Origin of the sequence: Streptomyces sp. NBC_00988 (assembly GCF_045162645.1) — a bacterium.
Classification (GTDB): domain Bacteria; phylum Actinomycetota; class Actinomycetes; order Streptomycetales; family Streptomycetaceae; genus Streptomyces.
The window spans coordinates 577,501-597,250 of the sequence record NZ_CP108730.1; the positions used below are offsets into that span (position 1 = coordinate 577,501).

Annotated in this window: 14 protein-coding genes; 6 read left to right on the top strand and 8 right to left on the bottom strand. The window is 70.2% G+C overall.

The annotated features are described in order from the left end of the window. Positions 1-47: 47 nt before the first annotated feature. The 4 genes from OG496_RS02680 to OG496_RS02695 form a co-directional block, all read right to left on the bottom strand. Positions 48-1,724 carry a B12-binding domain-containing radical SAM protein gene (locus OG496_RS02680; RefSeq protein ID WP_405969379.1) on the bottom strand — a complete coding sequence of 559 codons (1,677 nt, stop codon included), beginning with the start codon at positions 1,722-1,724 and terminating at the stop codon, positions 48-50. A 247-nt stretch (positions 1,725-1,971) separates the two neighbouring features. After that, on the bottom strand, positions 1,972-2,502 hold the full coding sequence (locus OG496_RS02685; RefSeq protein ID WP_405969380.1) for a hypothetical protein: 531 nt from the start codon (positions 2,500-2,502) through the stop codon (positions 1,972-1,974). A gap of 26 nt (positions 2,503-2,528) precedes the next feature. Continuing rightward, positions 2,529-3,209, bottom strand: coding sequence for a response regulator (locus OG496_RS02690; protein WP_405969381.1), 681 nt, complete (start codon positions 3,207-3,209; stop codon positions 2,529-2,531). Further along, entirely contained in the window at positions 3,206-4,396 is a 1,191-nt protein-coding gene (locus OG496_RS02695; RefSeq protein WP_405969382.1) for a sensor histidine kinase, read from the bottom strand. Before OG496_RS02695 ends, OG496_RS02690 begins: the two co-directional genes overlap by 4 nt. Positions 4,397-4,543: 147 nt before the next feature. Between OG496_RS02695 and OG496_RS02700 the strand changes: the two genes are divergently transcribed. From OG496_RS02700 to OG496_RS02710, 3 genes are read left to right on the top strand one after another with little or no spacing between them, the layout of a single operon-like run. After that, positions 4,544-6,148: a multicopper oxidase family protein gene (locus OG496_RS02700; protein WP_405969383.1), complete on the top strand. Its 1,605-nt coding sequence runs from the start codon at positions 4,544-4,546 to the stop codon at positions 6,146-6,148. Between the two features lie 46 nt (positions 6,149-6,194). Beyond that, positions 6,195-7,424, top strand: coding sequence for an MMPL family transporter (locus tag OG496_RS02705; RefSeq protein ID WP_405969384.1), 1,230 nt, complete (start codon positions 6,195-6,197; stop codon positions 7,422-7,424). Next, positions 7,352-8,377, top strand: a complete 1,026-nt coding sequence (locus tag OG496_RS02710) for an MMPL family transporter (RefSeq protein WP_405969385.1) — start codon at positions 7,352-7,354, stop codon at positions 8,375-8,377. Before OG496_RS02705 ends, OG496_RS02710 begins: the two co-directional genes overlap by 73 nt. 36 nt (positions 8,378-8,413) lie before the next feature. On the opposite strand, the gene OG496_RS02715 is transcribed toward OG496_RS02710, so the two are convergent. Genes OG496_RS02715 through rutA form a run of 3 tightly spaced genes read right to left on the bottom strand, consistent with a single transcriptional unit; the run spans position 8,414 to position 11,662 of the window. Next, entirely contained in the window at positions 8,414-9,049 is a 636-nt protein-coding gene (locus OG496_RS02715) for an isochorismatase family protein (RefSeq protein WP_405969386.1), read from the bottom strand. After that, the gene (locus tag OG496_RS02720; protein WP_405969387.1) at positions 9,046-10,557 is read right to left on the bottom strand and encodes an MFS transporter; all 1,512 of its coding nucleotides are present in this window, start codon (positions 10,555-10,557) and stop codon (positions 9,046-9,048) included. The genes OG496_RS02715 and OG496_RS02720 overlap by 4 nt, the downstream gene beginning before the upstream one ends. Positions 10,558-10,588: 31 nt before the next feature. Then, complete coding sequence (rutA, locus tag OG496_RS02725) at positions 10,589-11,662, bottom strand: pyrimidine utilization protein A (RefSeq protein WP_405969388.1); 1,074 nt, start codon at positions 11,660-11,662, stop codon at positions 10,589-10,591. Between the two features lie 262 nt (positions 11,663-11,924). On the opposite strand from rutA, the gene OG496_RS02730 reads away from it, so the two are divergent. Then, on the top strand, positions 11,925-14,861 hold the full coding sequence (locus tag OG496_RS02730; RefSeq protein WP_405969389.1) for a SpoIIE family protein phosphatase: 2,937 nt from the start codon (positions 11,925-11,927) through the stop codon (positions 14,859-14,861). A 528-nt stretch (positions 14,862-15,389) separates the two neighbouring features. On the opposite strand, the gene OG496_RS02735 is transcribed toward OG496_RS02730, so the two are convergent. Then, positions 15,390-16,580 (bottom strand): RNA-guided endonuclease InsQ/TnpB family protein, encoded by a 1,191-nt coding sequence (locus tag OG496_RS02735; protein WP_405969390.1) that lies wholly within the window; start codon positions 16,578-16,580, stop codon positions 15,390-15,392. Between the two features lie 161 nt (positions 16,581-16,741). Here OG496_RS02735 and OG496_RS02740 point away from each other — a divergent pair, with 161 nt between their 5' ends. Together OG496_RS02740 and OG496_RS02745 are read left to right on the top strand one after the other, a co-directional pair. After that, positions 16,742-17,689 carry an expansin EXLX1 family cellulose-binding protein gene (locus OG496_RS02740; RefSeq protein WP_405969391.1) on the top strand — a complete coding sequence of 316 codons (948 nt, stop codon included), beginning with the start codon at positions 16,742-16,744 and terminating at the stop codon, positions 17,687-17,689. 535 nt (positions 17,690-18,224) lie between these two features. Beyond that, positions 18,225-19,739, top strand: coding sequence for a glycoside hydrolase family 43 protein (locus OG496_RS02745; RefSeq protein ID WP_405969392.1), 1,515 nt, complete (start codon positions 18,225-18,227; stop codon positions 19,737-19,739). Positions 19,740-19,750: the final 11 nt, after the last annotated feature.

A 19,750-nucleotide genomic window follows, 5' to 3' on the forward strand; every position in this document is an offset into this window, starting at 1 on the left:
TCCCTGCCTTCACCGGTGTCGTCGCCCTCTTGAGCCCGTCGCTCGTGTCAGAGCTGGGCGCAGATCTCGTCGAGCAGTCGTCGCTCGGCCGCCTCGTCGTCGTCGACTCCGCCGAGCATGTAGCCGCCGAACTTCATGTGTCCGCGCTCCCGGCCGAGGGCGATCACGCCCCGGCCGACGTCGGCGATCGCGGCTTCTACGTCCGCGAGTTCGACCTCGGTGTTCTCGTGGACGTACAGCTCGGTGAGGCGCCGGGCCGGAATGATCTCGCCGTGTGCGGCGCGTACTTCGGGGTGGGAGCGGAAGCTCTCCCAGTACATGCGTGAGCCCGGGATCACACCGGGGGCCGCGACCGACACGGTGGTGATGGTGTCGCGATAGGTCTCCGCGAGGGAGAGCCAGGAGTCGACCTCTTCGTGGAGTTGCTTCCGGGTGGTACCGGGCAGGCCGAGGATTCCCGAGGCGTAGATCTTGTAGTCCAGTTCCTGGGCCAGTTCGAGTGCCTCATAGACCCGGTCGGGTCCTTTGTTGATGCCCTTGGAGTCGCCCTTGAGGAGTTTGGGGTCGAAGGCTTCCAGGCCGACGTTCCACGTACGGACGAAGCCCTGGCACAGCTTGGCCGACTGGAGGAACTCGAAGACCAGGCCGTAGGCGAGGAGGAACCGGTGGTCCCGGAGCACCGGTGAGGCGGCGCAGCGTTCGGCGAGTTCGTCGAGGTAGCCGATGTCGCCGGACCACTGTGCGCGGGAGAACCCGAGGGTGGAGTCGCCGGCGGCGTAGACATTGGCGCCGAGGCCGCCGACCGCCTTTTCGAGTGCGGGAACGATCGTGTCCATCCGGGCGAATTTCGGAGTGAGCCCCTGGATCGAGCAGTGTTTGCACCGGCGTCCCGGGCGCGTTCCCCAGGTGCAGCCCGCGTCCAGGGGGAGGGTGACCATGCGTTTCAGGTCGTAGTGATGGGCGTACCAGACGTCGAACGCCTTGTCGTAGTACCGCTCCAGTTGGTCTTCGATGAGTGCGTAGTCGGGGAGCATGCGGCGGTCGAGTGGGTAGGTGGGAGCGGGCTGGTTCACGACCCCGAGGTGTTGGCGGTAGGCGAGGGAAGGGACGCGTTTCAGGTCGAGTTGCCCTCGTAACGCGTACAGGAGGCCGAGCATGGTGAAGGGTCCGTTGTTGCCGGTGCTGACGAAATCGACGAGCCGGTGGCCGTAGTGGCCGGTGAGTATTTCGCGATGGAGGATTCCCGCGTGGTCGTTGCCGAACACGACGACCGCTTCGGGGTTCACGCGCTTGATCTCCGCGGCGACGATGAAAGCCCACAGTGCGGTGGCGGTGTAGACGGTGAACGCCGCCACGTCCGGGGGGTCCGCGGCGATGGCGGCGCGTACGTCGTCCCACGGGACATGACTCAAGTCGAGGTATTTCCAGGAGAGTTCGGGGAGGTACCGCTCCTGGTAGGTGATCATCTCGACCAGGCCGGAGTGGGGGTAGACCGTCCCCTCGTTCCGGTACCGCTCCTGGCCGTCGACGCCGTCCACGAGGGCACCGCCGCCGGAGTGGCCGCCGCGGTGGGCTGAGGTGAGCGGCAGGGCGAAGTACCAGACGGACAGGGGCGCGGAGGCGGAACCCGGACCGGGGTCGGGGCCGGTACCGCCCGGCGGAGGGAACTCCCACTGGAACCGACCATCGATGCCGACGACTTCCTCCACCGGCTCCAAGCTCATCTCCACGACGTCTCCCACCAGTCGGCACCAGGAGCGCCCCAGCGTCATCGCCCCCTGGCGGCCCTGTCACCCGCGGTTCCGCTGAGCGGACCGGCCTTCGGGGGGGGGTTGCCCCGCCCGCGCATCGGGCCCGCCACCGGTACTTTCGACAGTGGGGAACGGCACCGTTCGTGAAAGCCCGAGGTCCACAACTCCCGCCGCAGAGCGTGCCCTTGTGGGTGGCCGGCCGGTGCGAGGTGTCGTGACGTCAGTTGTTCTCGCAGGCCTTGGCTTCGAACTCCGCTACGGGGACGGTGACAGCGGATTCGTCGCCGCTGTCCGAGACGTCGTCGTAGCGGACCGTTCCCGGCGTGAGCTGGTCCCGGTCGGTCAGAGTGAAGGAGACGCTGCTCGATGACCAGGAGCTGTCCTCGGTCCAGCCGTAGAGGACATAGGTGGTCTTGGCGGTGAGCGGTTCGAATGGTCTGGTCGCGGTCCAGCCGACGGAAGGGGAGTCGAGGGTCCAGGTGGCGAGACCGGCCGTGAGGGAGCGGTCGGCGGTCCATTTACCGACCGTCACCTCGCTGTCGACGTCGGCGCTGTCCACGTAGAGGGTCGCGCCGTCGATCCGATGGCCGCAGACCATCATGATGCCGAGCAGATGGCCGTCGCCGGTCACGGAGATACCGGCGACGGCATCGACGGGCACCGTGCATCCGGAGGTCGCGGCCAGGGCCACTCCGATCGCGAAGGCGCTGCCGAAGCGCCGGAACACCGGCCACGAAACGGTGCACCGCACAAGGCCCCCTCGGGTCTCCCCCACCGTCACAGCACAGGAAGGTCGCCAGGGCTGACCAGGCCGCTCCGGTAGGCGAGGACGACGAGTTGGGCGCGGTCGCGGGCGCCCAGCTTCATCATCGCCCGGTTGATGTGGGTCTTGGCGGTCAGCGGAGAGACGTACAACCGCTCCCCTATCTCGTCGTTGGAGAGCCCGGCGGCGACCAGGGCCATGATCTCGCGCTCCCGCTCGGTGAGTGCGTCGAGCTGGACCGGGCTGGGCAGCGGGCCCGGGTTCGGCTGGGAGAGGAAGCGGGCGATGAGGCCGCGGGTGGCCTTGGGCGACAGCAGGGCCTCCCCGCGGGCGACTACGCGCACGGCTTCCTGGAGGTCGGCCGGTTCGACGCTCTTGCTGAGGAATCCGCTGGCGCCGGCGTGCAGCGCGCGCAGGACGTTCTCGTCGAGTTCGAAGGTGGTGAGGATCAACACCCGTACCCCGGCGAGGTCTTCGTCGGCGGTGATCAGCCGGGTCGCCTCGATGCCGTCGAGGTCCGGCATCCGGATGTCCATGAGGATCACGTCGGCGCGGGTACTGCCGGCGAGTTCGACCGCCTCGCGGCCGGTCGTCGCCTCGCCGACCACCTCCAGGTCGGGGGCGCCGTCGACGAGGACCCGGAAGCCGGCCCGGATGAGTGTCTGGTCGTCGGCGAGCAGCACTCTGATCGTCACGTAGGGGTGTCCTGTCGGTCGAGTGCCGCGGGAAGGAAGGCGTCGACGGTGAACCGGCCGTCGTCGCGCCCGGTGCGTACGCGCCCGCCGACCGAACTGACCCGCTCGCGCAGGCCGATGAGGCCGTGGCCGCAGCCGTCGGCGTCCGGGACCGGGCGGCCGGCGGCGTTCTCGACCGTGATGCCGAGGCCGGCCGGGGTGTAGTCGAGCCGCAGCCGGGCCGCCGGTTCGCTGCCGTGCTTGTGGGCGTTGGTCAGGGATTCCTGGACGATGCGGTACGCGGCGAGGTCGACCGCGGAGGGCAGGGGGCGGGCCTCGCCCTCCTGCCGGTGCTCCACCCGCAGCCCCACCGCGGCCAGCGAGTCCAGCATCGCCGCGAGCCGGCTCAGCCCCGGCGGGGGCTCGGTCGTGGAGGCCGCGTTCTCGGCGTCGTGCTCCTCGGAGCGCAACACGTCCAGCACGGTGGAGAGTTCGGCGAGTACGGTGCGCGCGGCCTGCCGGACGTGGGCCAGCGCCTCCTCGGCGGCGTCGGGCTGCTCGCGCAGCAGATGGGCGGCGACGCCGACCTGCACGTTGATGACGGCGATGTGGTGGGCGACGACGTCGTGCAGGTCACGGGCGATGCGCAGCCGCTCCTCCACGACCCGGCGGCGGGCCTCCTCGTCGCGGCTGTGCTCGGCCTGCCGGGCCCGTACCTCGACGGCGTCCAGGTTGGCCAGGCGGATGCGGGTGGCGTCGCCGACGACGACGGCCAGGACGCCCCACACCACGATCGCGGCGTTCTGCGGATCGGTCCAGGTCCGGCCGGCGCCGATGACGACCGCGACGTACACGGTCACGATGGTGACGGCGCCCGTCACCGCGGCGGTCCTCCGGTCGGTCCGGGCGGCGACCGTGTACGTGCAGATCACGTTCGCGGCGAGCAACGGGCCGACGAGCGCGGCGTGCAGATTGAACGCCGCGCTCGCCGCGGTGACCGCCCCGAAGACCGGCAGCGGCCACCTGCGCCGGGCGGCGATCAGCGCGAACGCCAGCGCACCCGCCATCAGATCCTCCGCGCGCAGCAGGCGCCCGGCGCGGACCGCGAGCAGGATCACGGTGACGACCAGGAGGCCGAAGGCGACATCCACGGCCTGCGGGTGGGACGTGACGCGGCCCCGGATGCGGGACAACCGGTAGTCAGCCATGGGCCGCACGGTATCGGAGGGCCGGCCACGGCCACGTCGTCCAGACACGGTACAGGCCCCGGTGCCCGCATACCGCGTCCGCGGTACGGCGGATCCACCGCGTCCGGACGACGTGGACGACGGACCGTGTCACCCATCGTCTGCGCCATGACCGAACCACCTGGACCCGAGCGCCGACGCTTTCTCCGCACCATGGCCGCGCTCACCGGCGCCGTGGCACTGGGAACGACAGCAGGGTGCAAGTCGCCGGGATCGGACGCGGCCGCCGCCGACGCGACGGGCGCCGAATTCGGCGGCCGTACGCTCACCTCCGCCGCCGCGTTACCAAAACCGTTCACCGCGCCGCTGCCGGTCCCCCCGGTGAAACGGCCGTCGCGGAGCACCGCGGACACGGACTTCTACGACATCACCGCGCGAGAGGCGAACGTGGAGATCCTGCCCGGTCCGCGCACGACGATCATGGGCTACGACGGGATCTTCCCGGGGCCGACGATCGCGGCGCGCCGCGGCCGCAGGACCGTGCTGCGCTACCGCAACCAGCTCGCCGTACCGACCGTCGTCCACCTGCACGGCGGGCACACCCCGCCGGAGAGCGACGGTTTCCCGACCGATCTCGTGCTGCCCGCCACCGGCGGTGCGGCCTTCGCGGCGCAGGCCGTCGGCGGTACGGCCAGTACCGGTACCCGCGACTACACCTATCCGCTGGACCAGCGGGCCGCGACGCTCTGGTACCACGACCACCGGATGGGCTTCACCGGTCCCCAAGTCTGGCGCGGGCTGGCCGGGTTCGTGCTGCTGAGCGACGACGAGGAGGCAGCCCTGCCGCTGCCGCGCGGCGACCGTGACATCCCGTTGATGATCGCGGACCGCGCCTTCGACGCGGACGGCGCGTTCCTCTACCCCGCCATGGATCCGGACCTGAAGAGCATGCCCGGCGTCGACGCCGACCACATGGCGGGCGCGGCCGGTGACGTCATCCTCGTGAACGGGGCGCCCTGGCCGGAGTTGGAGGTCGACGCGGTCCGCTACCGCTTCCGCCTCCTCAACGCCTCCAATGCCCGCCGCTACGAACTCGCCCTCGACCCGGTACCCCCGGGCGGCGCATCCTTCACTCAAATAGGTTCGGACCAGGGGCTGTTGGCGGCACCGCTCCGGCACACCACCCTCCCGATCGCACCGGCCGAACGGTTCGACGTGATCGTCGACTTCTCGCGCTACCCCGTCGGCACCCGGGTGACGCTCACCAACAGGGCGGGCAGCGGCGGCACTTCACGGGTCATGCGGTTCGTGGTTGCGCGCAAGGCGACCGACGACAGCCGGATCCCGACGCAACTCTCCACCGTCGAGGCCCTGTCGACGACGTCCGCGACGACCCGGCCATGGATGTTCCGCAAGGGCAAGGTCACCAATATGGGCACGGACGCGGCGGGTTGGGTCGTCAACGGCCGCGCGTTCGACCCGCGCCGCATCGACGCGTCCCCCCGCCTCGGTGAGGTGGAGATCTGGCGCCTGGCAACCGACGCCTACCACCCCGTGCACATCCACCTCTCGCCCTTCCAGGTGCTCACCCGCAACGGCGGACCGCTCGGTCCCGGCGACCACGGATGGAAGGACACCATCGATCTCCGGCCCAAGCAGTACGCCGACGTCGCGATCCGCTTCGACGACCACGCCGGCCGCTACCTCCTGCACTGCCACAACCTCGAACACGAGGACATGGCGATGATGGCCACTTTCCAGACCACCCGCTGAACCCCCCACCGAGCGATCCGCCGACAGGAAACAAGAGGAGCAACTCGTGTCCACATGCGCGCACTTCGTCCTGCGCCACCGCTGGTGGGTGATCGCGTTCTGGCTGGTCGTCCTGTTGGCCGGCGGCACCGCGGCCGGCCATCTGCCGTCCCGGCTCTCGTCGGACTTCTCCCTGCCCGGCCAGGAGGGCTCCGAGACCCAGGCCCAACTCGCCCGCTCCTACGGCGTGTCCGCCGACCTGGGCTACCTGCCGGTGCTCACCGCACCCGCCGGACGCTCCATCGACCGCGCGGACGTCACCGCCGTGGCGAACCGCCTCCGGACGATCCCCGGCGTCCGCGTCCTCGACTACGGCACCACCGGCGACCCGGGCTTCCTCACCGAGGGCGGCCACAGCACCTTCCTGCTGGCCTACGGCCCTCAACCGGCCGGTTTCGCCGACCCGTTGGCAGCGACGGTGGACCGTACGGTCAAGGCGGCCGCACGACAGCAGGGCCTCACCGCCGAGATCACCGGCTACAACCAGCTCTCGGCCGGCAGTGACGCCGGGGACGACGGCGGGCTCAGTGTGCTGGGCGAGACGCTGATCGGCGCGCTGGGTGCGCTGCTCGTCCTCGCCTTCGTGTTCGCGTCGTTCCTCGCCCTGATGCCGCTGCTGATCGCGGGGGTCTCGATCCTGGCGACCTTCCTGGTCGTCCTCGGTCTGACCACGTTCACCGACGTCTCGTTCGTCGTGCAGTTCCTGATCGCGCTGGTCGGACTGGGCGTGGCGATCGACTACTCGCTGCTGGTGGTCTCCCGCTGGCGCGAGGAGCGGGCCCGCGGCCAGTCCAACGACGAAGCCGTGATCACCGCGGTGACGACCGCCGGCCACGCGGTGCTCGCCTCCGGGATCACCGTCGCGATCAGCCTGGTCGCGCTCGTCGTGGTCGACGTGCCGCTCATCCGCAGCATGGGATTCGGCGGCATGGTGATCCCGGTGATCAGCACTCTGGTCGTCCTCACCCTGCTTCCGGCCCTGTTGAGCCTGGTCGGTCCGCGGGTCGACCGGCCGAGGATCCACAAGGAGGCACACGTGTCCCGGGCCTGGTCGGCCTGGGCGCGCGGTGTCGTCCGCCACCGCTGGGCCGCCGCCGCTGCGGCCACGCGCTGGCCATCGTCCCGGTCTTCGGCCTGCAGATCGGCCAGGCCGGCTCCGACTCCGTGGCCCGCAGCGGCGTCGCCCACGACACGCTGGCCGCGCTCGGCGCCGGCGGGGTGGGCAGCGGGGTGCTGACTCCGATGCCGTTGCTGGTCCGGTCGGGTGCGGAGGCGGACATCGTGGCCGCTACGGAGCGGCGGGTACCGGGCATCCGGATGGCGGTCGTGGCCCCGTCCGGGCGGGACGGCGTCACGGAGGTCGTCGTCGTACCCACCCAGGAGACGGTGGACAACACCAGCGTGGCGGTGGTGAGTTCGGTCCGGGACGCGACGAAGGACCTGCCTGGATACGTCGGCGTGACCGGCCGGGGTGCCATCGTCCTCGACTACCAGCGGGCGGTCTTCGACGACTTCCTGCACGTCCTGGGTCTGATCGCGCTGGTCACCTTCGTGCTGCTGGTCCGCACGTTCCGCTCTCTGCTGCTGCCGCTCAAGGCGGTGCTGCTGAATCTGGTCAGCGTGGCCGCGGTGTTCGGGATGATCACCTGGTTCTGGCAGGACGGACACGGCTCGAACGCGGTGTTCGGGATCGCGGCGACCGGTGCGCTGACGTTCTGGCTGCCGGTCCTGATCTTCGCGTTTCTGTTCGGACTGTCCATGGACTACGAGGTGTTCATCCTGGCCCGGATGCGCGAGGAGTACGACCGCACCGGTTCCACCGCGTATGCCGTGGAGCACGGCCTGGGCCGCACCGGGCGGCTGGTCACGTCGGCCGCGCTGTTCCTGTTCTTCGCCTTCGCCGCGCTGGCGTCCGCCCCGGGCACCGACATCAAGGTCCTCGCCACCGCGCTCGGCGCCGGCATCCTGCTGGACGCCACCGTCGTACGGGCACTGCTGGTGCCGGCGATGGTCTCGCTGTTCGGCAAGTACAACTGGTGGCTGCCCGCCGGGATCGCCCGACTGCTGCGCGTCGAACCGTCGCCGCTGATCCCCGACGCCGTCCTTCCCGCCGGATACACGGCCGACCCGCACCCGCCGACCCAGCCCGCAGCCGACCGCGAACCTCTCCTCCCCGAGGTGCGTCCGTGACCCGAGCGCGGTGGTGCACACAACGCGCACGACCGGTCAGCCAAGAGACGCAAGGTACTCCTGAGCCCGCCCGAGCGGCCACACCTCGCCGATCTTGTGCTTGATGTCGAAGAGGTTCGCCGCGTGGATGTCCGGGTCCCGGTCGCCCACGGCGTCCTCGACCACGATCGGTACGAATCCGTACTGCATGGCGTCCATGGCGGTGGCTCGAACGCAGCCGCTGGTCGACAGTCCGCCGATGAGCAGGGTGTCGATGCCGCTGTCCGTGAGGTGGGCGGCCAGTTCGGTGCCGAAGAAGGCGCTCGGGCACTGCTTCGTCACGGTCAGCTCGTGCGGTGCCGGGGCCAGGCCGTCGATGAACTCGCCGAAGGGGTTGCCCTCTGCGAACACCCCCAGGACCGGCACCTTGCGTAGGAAGAGGCCGCCGTCGCTGCCGTCCGCCCGCAGCAGCACCCGCGTGACGATCACCGGGATACCGGCCCGGCGTGCGTCGGCCAGGAGGAGCCTCATCGCGTCGACCGCCGGTTCGACACCGGCGTAGAGCGGGCAGTCCGGGTCGACGTAGGCGCGGGCGGGGTCCACCAGGATCAGGGCCGGGGACGTGCCGGGGGTGAGTTGTCCGTCGAACCCGGCGCGTTCATAGTCCTCCTGTGCGGAAGCAGAACCGGTCATGGCGTTGTCCTTCGTGAAGTGGCGGACTCCGGCGGGGTGTTGACGGTAGCGGCGTCTGCGGTACGGGGTGCCCGCAGCGACGTAGGAAACGCCAGGCAGATCACTCCCCCGACCACGACGATGCCCGTGAGGGCGAACCCCGTGGCGCGGATGTTGGCGACGAACCGGTTCAACTCGCCCGACGCGAGCGCGTTCAGGGTGTTCAGTGTCCCGTCGTACGCGGCCTGGCGGGCCGGTTCGCTCAGCCCGGTCGTCGTGAACGCGAGCGCGAGGGCCGTACTGAGGAGGTAGCCCACGTTCTGTGTGGTCGACCGCAGGCCGTTGGCCATGCCGCGCCGGTCGGCCGGTACGGACAGCATCAGGGCACTTGTGCTCGGCGTCATGAACAGCCCGGTGCCGGCCCCGACGAGGAAGAGGAACGGGGCCACGGCCAGGAACGGCACGGCCGTCGTCGAGAGTGTCAGCGAGAAGCCCAGCAGCCCGCACGCCGTCACCACCATGCCGGTCGTGGTCAGCGTGCGCGGAGTGAAGCGGTCGAACAACGAACCCGCGGCGGCCGAGGTGATGAGCGTGCCGGCCGCGACCGGTGTCACCAGCACCCCCGCCTCCAGGGACGTGGCACCTCCGACCGCCTGCTCGTGCAGGGACGCGAGGAGGACGACGGCGTAGCTGCCGACCGCGTTGGCGAGCACGGCCGCGAGCACGAGGGCGATCGCGCGGGTGCGCAGCAGCGCCACGTCGACCAGGGGGTGCGACCGCCGCGTCTGGACGACGCCGAAGGCCGCGAACAGTACGAGGGTCGCGGCGCCGCAGGCCCACGGCAGCCAGTCGGCGACGATGGACGTGACGCCGGGTGTGAGGGTGAGGACCAGGGCGGTCAGCATCGCCGTGGACAGCAGCGCGCCCGGCAGGTCGAACGGTTCGCGGACCCGGCCGACCCGCTCTCCCGTCGCCGGGACGGCCAGGACCGACGTACCGATCGCGACCAGCCCGATCGGTACGCAGACGACGAACAGCCCACGCCAGCCGAGGAGTTGGGTCGCCGCGCCGCCGACGACCGGCCCGGCGACCTGGGCCGTGGCGGCCACGGTGACGTTCCAGCCGAGGGCCCGGCCCAATGTCCGTGCGGGGAACACATCGGTCAGCAAGGCGGTGTTGTTGGTGATCACGGCTGCGGCGCCGACACCCTGCACGAGCCGGGCCGCGATCAGGAACCCCGCCGACGGGGAGAGCGCCGCGAGCCCGGTCCCGGCGGTGAAGACGACGAGCCCGGCGAGATACAGGCTGCGGCGGCCGACGATGTCGGCGAGCCGGCCGAAGACGAGGATCAGGGCGGTGGTGACCAGCATGTAGCCGAGCAGGATCCAGTCGGCCTGCCCCGGGTCGGCCCTCAGCTCCCGGGTGATGGTGGGCAGCGCGACGGCGAGACCGCTCATGTTGAGGAACACGGCCACCACCCCGACGGCGGTGGCCGCGAACACCCGCCACGGACCTCGGGCGACGGTCACGACCGCATGCCCGGACCGTCCGGAGCGACGGTCACCCGGCCTGCGACCGTGACTTCATCAGCGGCTGGATGCGGGTGCCGAAGTTCTCCAGGCCCACGAGGAAGTCGTCGAAGACGAGCATGATCCCCTTGGTGCCCTCGACCTCGGCGACCTCGTCGAGCATCTTCGCGACGGTCTCGTACGACCCGACCAGCGTGCCCATGTTGAAGTTGACCGCGCCCTCGGGCAGCACGATGGTGCGGGCGGTGGAGGTGTCGTCGGCGGTGGTGTCCGTGGCCGATTCGCCTGCCATGTACGCCAGCGCGGCATGGTCGGCGTTGTCGTGGTAGTCCTGCCACGTCGCCCGGGCGGCCTCGTCGGTCTCGTCGGCGATGATCATGAAGAGGGAGAGCGCGCCGACGTCACGGCCGGTCCCCGCGGCCGCGTCCACGAGCGAGGCCGTGGTGTCCGACAGGCCGAGCGGGGTGTTGACCCCGCTGCCCAGGATGAAGTTGTACTCGGCGTGTTCGGCGGCGAACCGGATGCCCGTGGGGCTCTGCCCGGCCGCGACGATGTCGATGTGCCCGTCCGCCGGGCGCGGCGACAGCACGCAGTCGTCCATCTCGTAGAACTCGCCCTTGAAGTTGCTGACGCCCTCGCTCCACAGCTCCTTCATCACGGTGACGTACTCGGCGGCGCGGGCGTAGCGGTTGCCGAAGTGTTCGTCGCCGGGCCACAGGTCCATCTGGGAGTACTCGCCGGGTGCCCAGCCGGTGACGATGTTGATGCCGAAGCGGCCGGGGGCGATGGAGTCGATCGTCGTGGCCATGCGGGCGACGATCGCCGGGGGCAGGACGAGGATCGGGGTGGAGGCGTACAGCTTGATGCGGTCCGTCACGGCGGCCAGGCCCGCCATCAGCGTGAACGACTCCAGGTTGTGGTCCCAGAACTCGGTCTCGCCGCCGAATCCCTTGAGTTTGATCATCGACAGCGCGAAGTCGAGCCCGTGCTCCTCGGCCTTCTGCACGATGGCTTTGTTCAGCTCGAAGCTCGGCAGGTACTGGGGTGAACTCTTCGATATGAGCCAGCCGTTGTTGCCGATGGGGATGAATACGCCGATGTCCATGCCGCTCCTGTGTGACGGGTGGGCGGGGGTGAGCCTGACGGGGTGACAACGTCCGGACATGATCAAGGGGTTCCATACCCCGTTCACGACACCCCGTTCCCCCGGATGCCGAGTATTGTCACCCGAGCGAACACGGGTGGACCACCGGGGCAACTCGGTCTGGACCGCTGCCTGTTGAGAGCCGTGTGCGAGAGCGGGAGTCAAAGGTGGGAGTCCTGCGCAGCACCGCGTTATGTGAGGCGGGAACGGTAAAATTTACGGTATGAACGCACGTCTGGCTCTGCTCGGCACCGTGGACCCCGGCGTCACCGAGAGCGAGGTCTTCCGGCTGGCACTGCAGCACGCGGTGGGCGAGCTGGGCGCGCTCGGTGGGGCGATTCATCTGCGCGGGCCGATGTCCGCGCTGCGGCTGGTGTCGTCGACCGGTCTGCCGCCCGCCCTCACCCGCCCGTGGGAGATCATCGACCAGGAGGGCCCGACGGCCCCGGCCAAGGCCGTGCGCCAGGGCCGTGGTGTGTGGGTGCCCGTGTCGGCCACGCTCACGGGCCAGGAGCTCGCCTGGCCCGGCACCGGGCTGGCCGCCGTACCGGTGTCCGGCGGCGACCGCAGCATCGGCGCACTCACGGTCCTGATGGGCGAGCAGGGCGAGCCCACCCCCCGGCAGTGGGACTTCCTCCGGGATCTGGTCGCCTGGACCGAGGAGCGGATGAGGCAGGCGCCACCGCCCTCCAGGCCTTCCCAGAGCGAGCCGAGCGGCCACCGCGAGCGGCTCCGGCAGGCTCTGAAGGAGGTCAGCGTCGGCTCGTGGGACTGGGACATCCAGGGCGGCGAGCTGCTCTGGGACGAGGCGGCCCTGGAGCTCTACGGCACCAGACCCGAGGACTACACCGCCAGGGTCGAGAACTGGATGGCGTGCGTCCACCCCGACGACCTGGCGCCGACGCTGGACGCGGTGGACCGGGCGATCCGCGAGCACGGCGTGTTCGAGGCCGAGTACCGGGTACGGCGCCTGGACGGCACGTACGGCTGGACGCAGGCCCGCGGCCGGGCGACCTACGACGAGCAGGGCGAACCCCTCCGGATGATCGGCGTGGGCTGGGAGAGCAACGAGTCGCGGTCGGCCCGGGACGCGCTGAGCCGGGCCCTGCGCCACATGAGCGACGGGTTCCTCGCGGTGGACGAGGAGTGGCGGATCACCTTCGCCAACCTGGAGGCGGAGCGCACGCTGGGTCTGTCCGAGGAGGAGCTGTTCGGGCGCCTGCTGTGGGAGCTGCCCACGGTACGGAACGTCCCCGGCCTGGAGGACCGCTGCCGGAAGGCCGCGGCCGAGGAGACGCCGGTCGGCTTCGACGCCCAGCTGGAGGGCACCGGCCGCCGCCACCACCTGCGGCTGGTCCCGGGTCCCGACGGGGTCACCCTCTACCTCACCGACGTGACGGAGAAGCGGCAGCACGAGGAGGAGCGCCGGGCGTCCGAGCTGGCGGTGGCCCGACGCGCGGTCCGGATGGGCGAGCTGACGGCCGCTCTCGCCAAGGCGACGACCTCGCAGGACGTGGTGGCCGCGGTCGCCCGCCGGGTGCTGCCGCCGTTCGCCGCCGCCGGGCTCCTGGTGCAGGCCGTCGAGGGCGACCGGCTGCACACCGTGGGCGCGGACGGTTACCCGGACGACTTCCTGGCCACCGTCGACGGCCGCGTCCGGACGCCCGGTGAGCCGGGCTGGGACGTGATCGCGTCCGGTCTGCCGCTGTTCCTCTCCTCGACCGAGGAGTACGCGGCCCACTACCCCGAGCTGGCCGCCAGACCGGAACGGGCGGGGAAAGAGGCGTGGGCTTTCCTCCCGCTGACCGCGTCCGGCAACACCTTCGGCGTCTGCGTCGTCGCCTTCGACCGCGCCCGCCGCCTCACCGACGAGGAACGCACCCTGCTGACCACGATCAGCGCCCTCGTCGCCCAGGCCCTGGAACGAGCCCGGCTCTACGACGCCGAGCACACCCGGTCCCGCGAACTCCAGCGCAGTCTGCTCCCCCGGGCCCTGCCCGAGCTGCCGGCGTGCACCGCGGCCGCCCGCTACCTTCCCGCAGGCCAGGGCATGGACGTGGGCGGCGACTGGTACGACATCATCCCGCTCTCCGGCGGCCAGGTGGCCCTCGTGGTGGGCGACGTCATGGGCCACGGCCTCCCGGAGGCGGCCACGATGGGCCGCCTGCGCACCGCGCTGCACACCCTCGCCGACCTTGAGCTGCCGCCCGACGAGATCATGAGCCACCTCAACGAACTCGTCGCCGGGATGGGCGAGGAGTCGTACGTGACGTGTCTGTACGCGCTCTACGACTCGACGACCCAGATCTGTTCCATCGCCGGGGCCGGCCATCCGCCACCGGCCGTGGTCCACCCGGACGGCACCGTGCACTTCCCGGAGCTGGCGGCCGATCCGCCCCTCGGCGCGGCGGAACCGCCGTTCGAGACGGTCGAGTTGAAGGTGCCGGAGGGCAGCCTCCTCGTGCTCTACACCGACGGCCTGGTCGAGTCGTCGAAGCGCGAGATGGACGAGGGCATGGCGGACCTGGCCCGCATCCTGAGCACGGCGCACCGGACCGAGTCCGGCGCGGAGGCAGACCTGGAGGACCTCTGCGACACCCTCACCGCGGGCCTGCTCCCCGCCGAACACTCGACGACCGACGACGCCGCCCTCCTCATCGCCCGCCTCCACGCCCTGACCAACGACAAGATCGCCTCCTGGCCGCTCCCCCAGGACCCACGCGCGGCCGGCCAGGCCCGCCGTCACGTCCGTGAGCAGCTGCGCACCTGGGGCCTGGAGGACCTGACCCCGACCACGGAACTCCTGGCCAGCGAGCTGGTCGGCAACGTCGTACGCCACGCCAAGGGCCCGGTCAGCCTGCGCCTCCTGCACGGCGCCGAGCTGATCTGCGAGGTCTTCGACGGCAGCCTGACGATGCCCCGGATCCGCCGCGCCACGGACACGGACGAAGGCGGGCGCGGTCTGCAACTGATCACCGCCCTCTCCCAGCGCTGGGGCACCCGCTACACGCCGACGGGCAAGTGCATCTGGACCGAGCAGACCCTGGGCGCACCCGGCGCCCGGGAGGAACTGCCGGACGACGCCTTGGAGTTGATGTTCCCGACGGCGGTGGACTTCACCGGGGACCTCGACGCGCTGCCCTTCGGGGACGAGGACTGAGCGACCGCCTCAGGGCGTTCCGGCCTACTGGTCGGTGCTGTTCGGTACGGAGGGTGTTCGCCGACCGGGTGACGCCCTGGACGGCGAGTCCGGCGAGGTTCGAGCGGGTGACGACGGCGGTGGTCCCACCGTGCCGTCGGACGCTGGGCAGGTCACGCCGGACCTGGCGCGAGACGTGGCACACCTACGTGCCGGACGCCCCTTACCGGCGGGTGTGCCGAGCCTCTTGAGACAAAGGGTCACAGCGGACGCGGTCCGCGGTGACGTCCAGGCTGTCGGTGAGCTCGTCGTCGTGCTCCGGGCCGGGGAGCCGTAGGCCAGGCACGCAGTGACGAACCGGCCGGACCTCGCGTACACGCGCACAACGTTCCTGACCGTCAGCCGGCCTCCGGCGGAGAACGACGGAAACGCCTGTGTCTTTCCTGTGCATCACGGCAACCTCCTGCCCGTCGGCGACCACTCAGGGACTGCACCGGTTCGATCTTCCAGAACGGTTGACTTCCTCCCCCTCCCGAAGGAGGGGGATTCCTACGGCTCGCGCCGTGGGGGTTCCTGCTTCAACGCCGACTGCCCGCCAGGAGAACTCCCTTGAGGTCTTACACCAGCTCCACAGGCCGAGACGGCCAGCCCGGCCGCCAGGATGTTGCAGGCCGCGTTCACGTCGCGGTCGTGCACAGCGCCGCAGTCGCACGTCCACTCGCGGACGTTCAGCGGCATCTTCTCGGCGATCGTTCCGCAGGTCCCGCACAGCTTGCTGGACGGGAACCAGCGGTCAATCACGACGAGCTCGCGCCCATACCAGGCGCACTTGTACTCCAGCATCATCCGCAGGTCACGCCAGGCCGCGTCCGAGATGGCTCGGGCGAGACCGTGGTTCCTGACCATGTTGCGGACGGCGAGGTCCTCGATCACGACCGTTTGGTTCTCACGGACGAGACGAGTAGTGAGCTTGTGCAGGAAGTCGCGGCGTCGGTCGGCGATCCGCGCGTGGACCTTGGCGACACGCTTGCGGGCCTTCTCCCGGTTCGCGGAGCCCTTCGCCTTGCAGGACAACTCCCGCTGCGCCTTCGCCAGTCGGGCACGGTCGCGCCGCTCGTGACGCGGGTTGGTGACCTTCTCCCCGGTGGACAAAGTCACCAGCGAGGTGATGCCCGCGTCGATACCGGCCGCGTTTGCCGTGGCGGGCGCGGGGGCGATGCGGTCGTTGCACAACATCGACACGAACCAACGTCCAGCACTGTCGTGGGACACAGTCACCGTCGTCGGCTCCGCTCCCTGCGGGAAGGGGCGCGACCAGCGGATGTCCAGCGGCTCGGTCATCTTCGCCAGCGTCAGCTTCCCATCACGCCACGCGAAGGCGGAACGCGTGTACTCGGCCGATGCGCGGGACTTCTTCCGAGACTTGAAGCGCGGGTACTTGGCGCGCTGGGCGAAGAAGTTCCCGAACGCCGTCTGAAGATGCCGCAGCGACTGCTGAAGCGGAACGGAGGACACCTCCGTCAAAAAGGCGAGTTCCCCGGTCTTCTTCCACTCCGTCAGCGCGGCCGACGACTGGACGTAGGAGATGCGGCGCTGTTCTCCGTTCCAGGCCCGGGTGCGCTCCTCCAGCGCCTTGTTGTAGACGAGACGGACGCAGCCGAACGTGCGCGACAGCTCGGCCGCCTGCTCGCCGGTGGGGTAAAAGCGGTACTTGAACGCCCGCTTGACCTGCCGCGCCATGCCACACACCGTATCAACTTCCGTGTGAGTGGCGGGTGTCGGCCGGTAGACGGTGGACGCCGGTCCGCCCTGACAGCGAACCGGCATTCCCTGCCCTCCTTCGCAGGAGCTTCGATTCCTCCCCCGGCTGAAGCCGGGAGTATCCACGAAGGAGAATCCCGATGAAGACAGCACGACAGATCGCGCGGCAGCGAAGGCGCAGACACAGGCTGATGGTGGGCACTACGGTGTCGCTCGCCGTCGCAGGGGTCGTCATCGCCCTGTTCCTGGTACTGCTCCCCGACCGCGAGACCGACGGGACGTCGGTCTCGCTCGCGTCCGCCGCCGGTACCCCGGCAAGGGTCACGCTCCCGACGGACATCCCGAGTCGCCCGGGCACTCCGAGCGCGACGGGCTCCCGGACGCCGAAGGCGTCCGCGCACGCCCCCTCGAAACGGCCGTCGGCCACGACCACGCCGAAGGCCGCGCGGGCAGCGTCGACCACGGAACCGTCGGCGGGACGGATACGGCCCGGGACCACCTACAAGGGCGTCGCCACCGCCTACGAGGCCGGAGACGGAGACGGCGCCTGCCTGTTCGGCCCGAGCGACGACATGATGATCGCGGCGATGAACACCACCGACTACGAGACGTCCAGAGCATGCGGTGCGTACGTCCGCGTCCACGCGGCGAACGGCGCCTCCATCACGGTACGGATCACCAACGAGTGCCCTCTGCCCTGCGCACCCGGGCAACTCGACCTCAGCCGGCAGGCCTTCGCCGAACTCGCCGACCTCAAGGTCGGCCGGATCCCCATCAGCTGGAACCTGGTCAGCCCCAGCACGTCCCGGACGGTGTCCATCAGGTACAAGACCGGGTCCAACCCCTACTGGTGCGCCATCCAGGTGATCGGCCATCGCAATCCGGTGGCGCGACTGGACGTCCGCACCAGCGGCGGCTGGCGGCAGTTGCCCCGCACCGCTTACGACTACTTCGTATCCGCCGACGGCAGTGGGTGCGGCAGCACGATCAGAATCACCGACGTCTACGGAGAACAGCTCACTGTCAGTGGGATCGCCCTCCGGGCAAACGTCGTCCAACCGACCCGGGTCCAGTTCGCCCGGCACTGATCGCGCCCCTGCGGCGCATTCCGCCTGCGCCGCAGGTGCACATTGTCGAAGCGCATCGACGCTGCCGTCACTCCGAAAAGTGTGTCAATGGCCAGATCGAGAGAACGTTTCCTGGCGTAGAGCCCCTTGTTTCGTACGAAACTTCTCCGTTACCTTCCCAGTCAGGTGAAGCGCTTCGACAGTGCGGGAGGACGGGCGCCGTGCACGTACGAGGTCCCGCGCGGGGGCTCCGTGGTTCTGCTCGGACACTGACCGGAAAGGACCACCATGGCCACGGAACAGAGCACCTTGCGCTGGGGACAGCGGTGGCGACGTACAAGGCCATCCGTGCCGTCCTGGCCGCTCGGTCTGCCCTCCTGGGACGACCCCTGGATCGCCCTGGCCCTGCGCACTCCCGCCACCACCTGCGGGTCACCACTGCCCGAGTCGACCTGCTCCATCCGTCGGCCGTTCTGCCGCGCGTCACCCCCGCGGCTCCCGTCGCTTACTGAATCGCGCCGGCCGAGCGCCACGATTCGACGAAAGGACCCCGTCGGTGCCCCACCAGCAGCGGGCGGACGGCACGTTCGCCAACCCCGTTGTCCCCGGCTTCCACCCCGATCCCAGCATCTGCCGGGTCGGCGCGGACTACTACCTCGCCTGCTCCAGCTTCGAGTACTTCCCCGGCGTACCCCTCTTCCACAGCCGTGACCTGGTGCACTGGCGGCAGATAGGCAACGTCCTGGACCGGCCCGAGCAGGTGCGCCTGCCTGCCTCCATGCCGTCCTCGGGTGGCATCTACGCCCCCACCCTGCGCCATCACGACGGACGGTTCTGGCTGATCGTCACCAACTGCAGTGAGGGCGGCGGCAACCTGATCGTGACGGCGACCGACCCGGCCGGACCGTGGTCGGATCCGGTCCCGGCACCAGGCGTGCCCGGTATCGATCCCGACCTGGCCTGGGACGAGGACGGTACCTGCTGGTGCACCGTCGCCGGGGTGTCGCAGGTCCGTATCGACCCGTCCACCGGGCGGACGTACGGCACCCCGCACGCGCTCTGGTCCGGCGGGCCCGGCGCGAAGGCTCCGGAGGCACCGCACCTGTACCGGATCGGCGAGTACTGGTATCTGCTCATCGCCGAGGGTGGCACCGAGCGCGGCCACGGTGTGTCGATCGCCCGCGGCCCCTCCCCCCGCGGCCCCTTCGAGCCCTGCCCCGCGAACCCGATCCTCACCCACCGGGGCACCGATCACCCCGTCCAGAACACCGGTCACGCCGACCTCGTCCAAGCGCCCGACGACACCTGGTGGATGGTGTTCCTCGGGGTCCGGCCGGGCGGCGGCACCCCCGGCTGGCACGTCCTCGGCCGGGAGACCTTCCTCGCTCCCGTCACATGGAAGGACGGCTGGCCCGTCGTCGGTGAGGTAGCGCTGGAGGCATCCGCTCCCGGCTGGCCTCTGCACCCCGGTCCCGACGAGGAGTCACGCGACGATTTCGACCGCACCGGCCTACGGCCTGCCTGGATCTCCGTCCGCGACCGTCCCGCCGAGCACTACAGCACCGAAAAGCGCCCCGGCTGGCTCACACTCCGGGCCCGCGGTGGCTCACTGGACGAACCGGACGTCGTGTTCGCCGGTCGGCGCCAACAGGACCTGAGGTGCCGGGCGCGCACCCTCATCGACGCATCCCAGGGGCGCGGAGGCCTCGCCGTCCGTCTCGACGAGCGGCACCACTACGAGATCGAGGCCTCCGCCACCGACGTCCGGGTGATCGCCCGGGTCGGCTCCCTGAACACGGTCGTGGCTTCCCGGCCTCTGCCCGAAGGACCTGCCGTCCTACGCGTCGACATCACCGAACCACCAGCTCCGCACGACGCGCGTACGGGGCCCGACGCTCTCACTTTCGGCATCGAGGAGCCGGACGGCGCGTTCACCGCCCTCACCACGCTCGACGGCCGTTACCTGTCCACCGAAGTGGCCGGCGGGTTCACCGGCCGCGTCATCGGCCTGTTCGCAGCCGAAGGCACCGTCCACTTCGACTGGTTCGACCACGAACCGCTCACCTCCTGAACCGGATTCCG

Bases quoted from the DNA above. Each gene is read 5' to 3' on its own strand.
- OG496_RS02680 (WP_405969379.1), bottom strand. From the start codon at position 1,724: ATGAGCTTGGAGCCGGTGGAGGAAGTCGTCGGCATCGATGGTCGGTTC.
- OG496_RS02735 (WP_405969390.1), bottom strand. From the start codon at position 16,580: ATGGCGCGGCAGGTCAAGCGGGCGTTCAAGTACCGCTTTTACCCCACC.
- OG496_RS02700 (WP_405969383.1), top strand. From the start codon at position 4,544: ATGACCGAACCACCTGGACCCGAGCGCCGACGCTTTCTCCGCACCATG.
- OG496_RS02695 (WP_405969382.1), bottom strand. From the start codon at position 4,396: ATGGCTGACTACCGGTTGTCCCGCATCCGGGGCCGCGTCACGTCCCAC.
- OG496_RS02730 (WP_405969389.1), top strand. From the start codon at position 11,925: ATGAACGCACGTCTGGCTCTGCTCGGCACCGTGGACCCCGGCGTCACC.
- OG496_RS02715 (WP_405969386.1), bottom strand. From the start codon at position 9,049: ATGACCGGTTCTGCTTCCGCACAGGAGGACTATGAACGCGCCGGGTTC.
- rutA (WP_405969388.1), bottom strand. From the start codon at position 11,662: ATGGACATCGGCGTATTCATCCCCATCGGCAACAACGGCTGGCTCATA.
- OG496_RS02740 (WP_405969391.1), top strand. From the start codon at position 16,742: ATGAAGACAGCACGACAGATCGCGCGGCAGCGAAGGCGCAGACACAGG.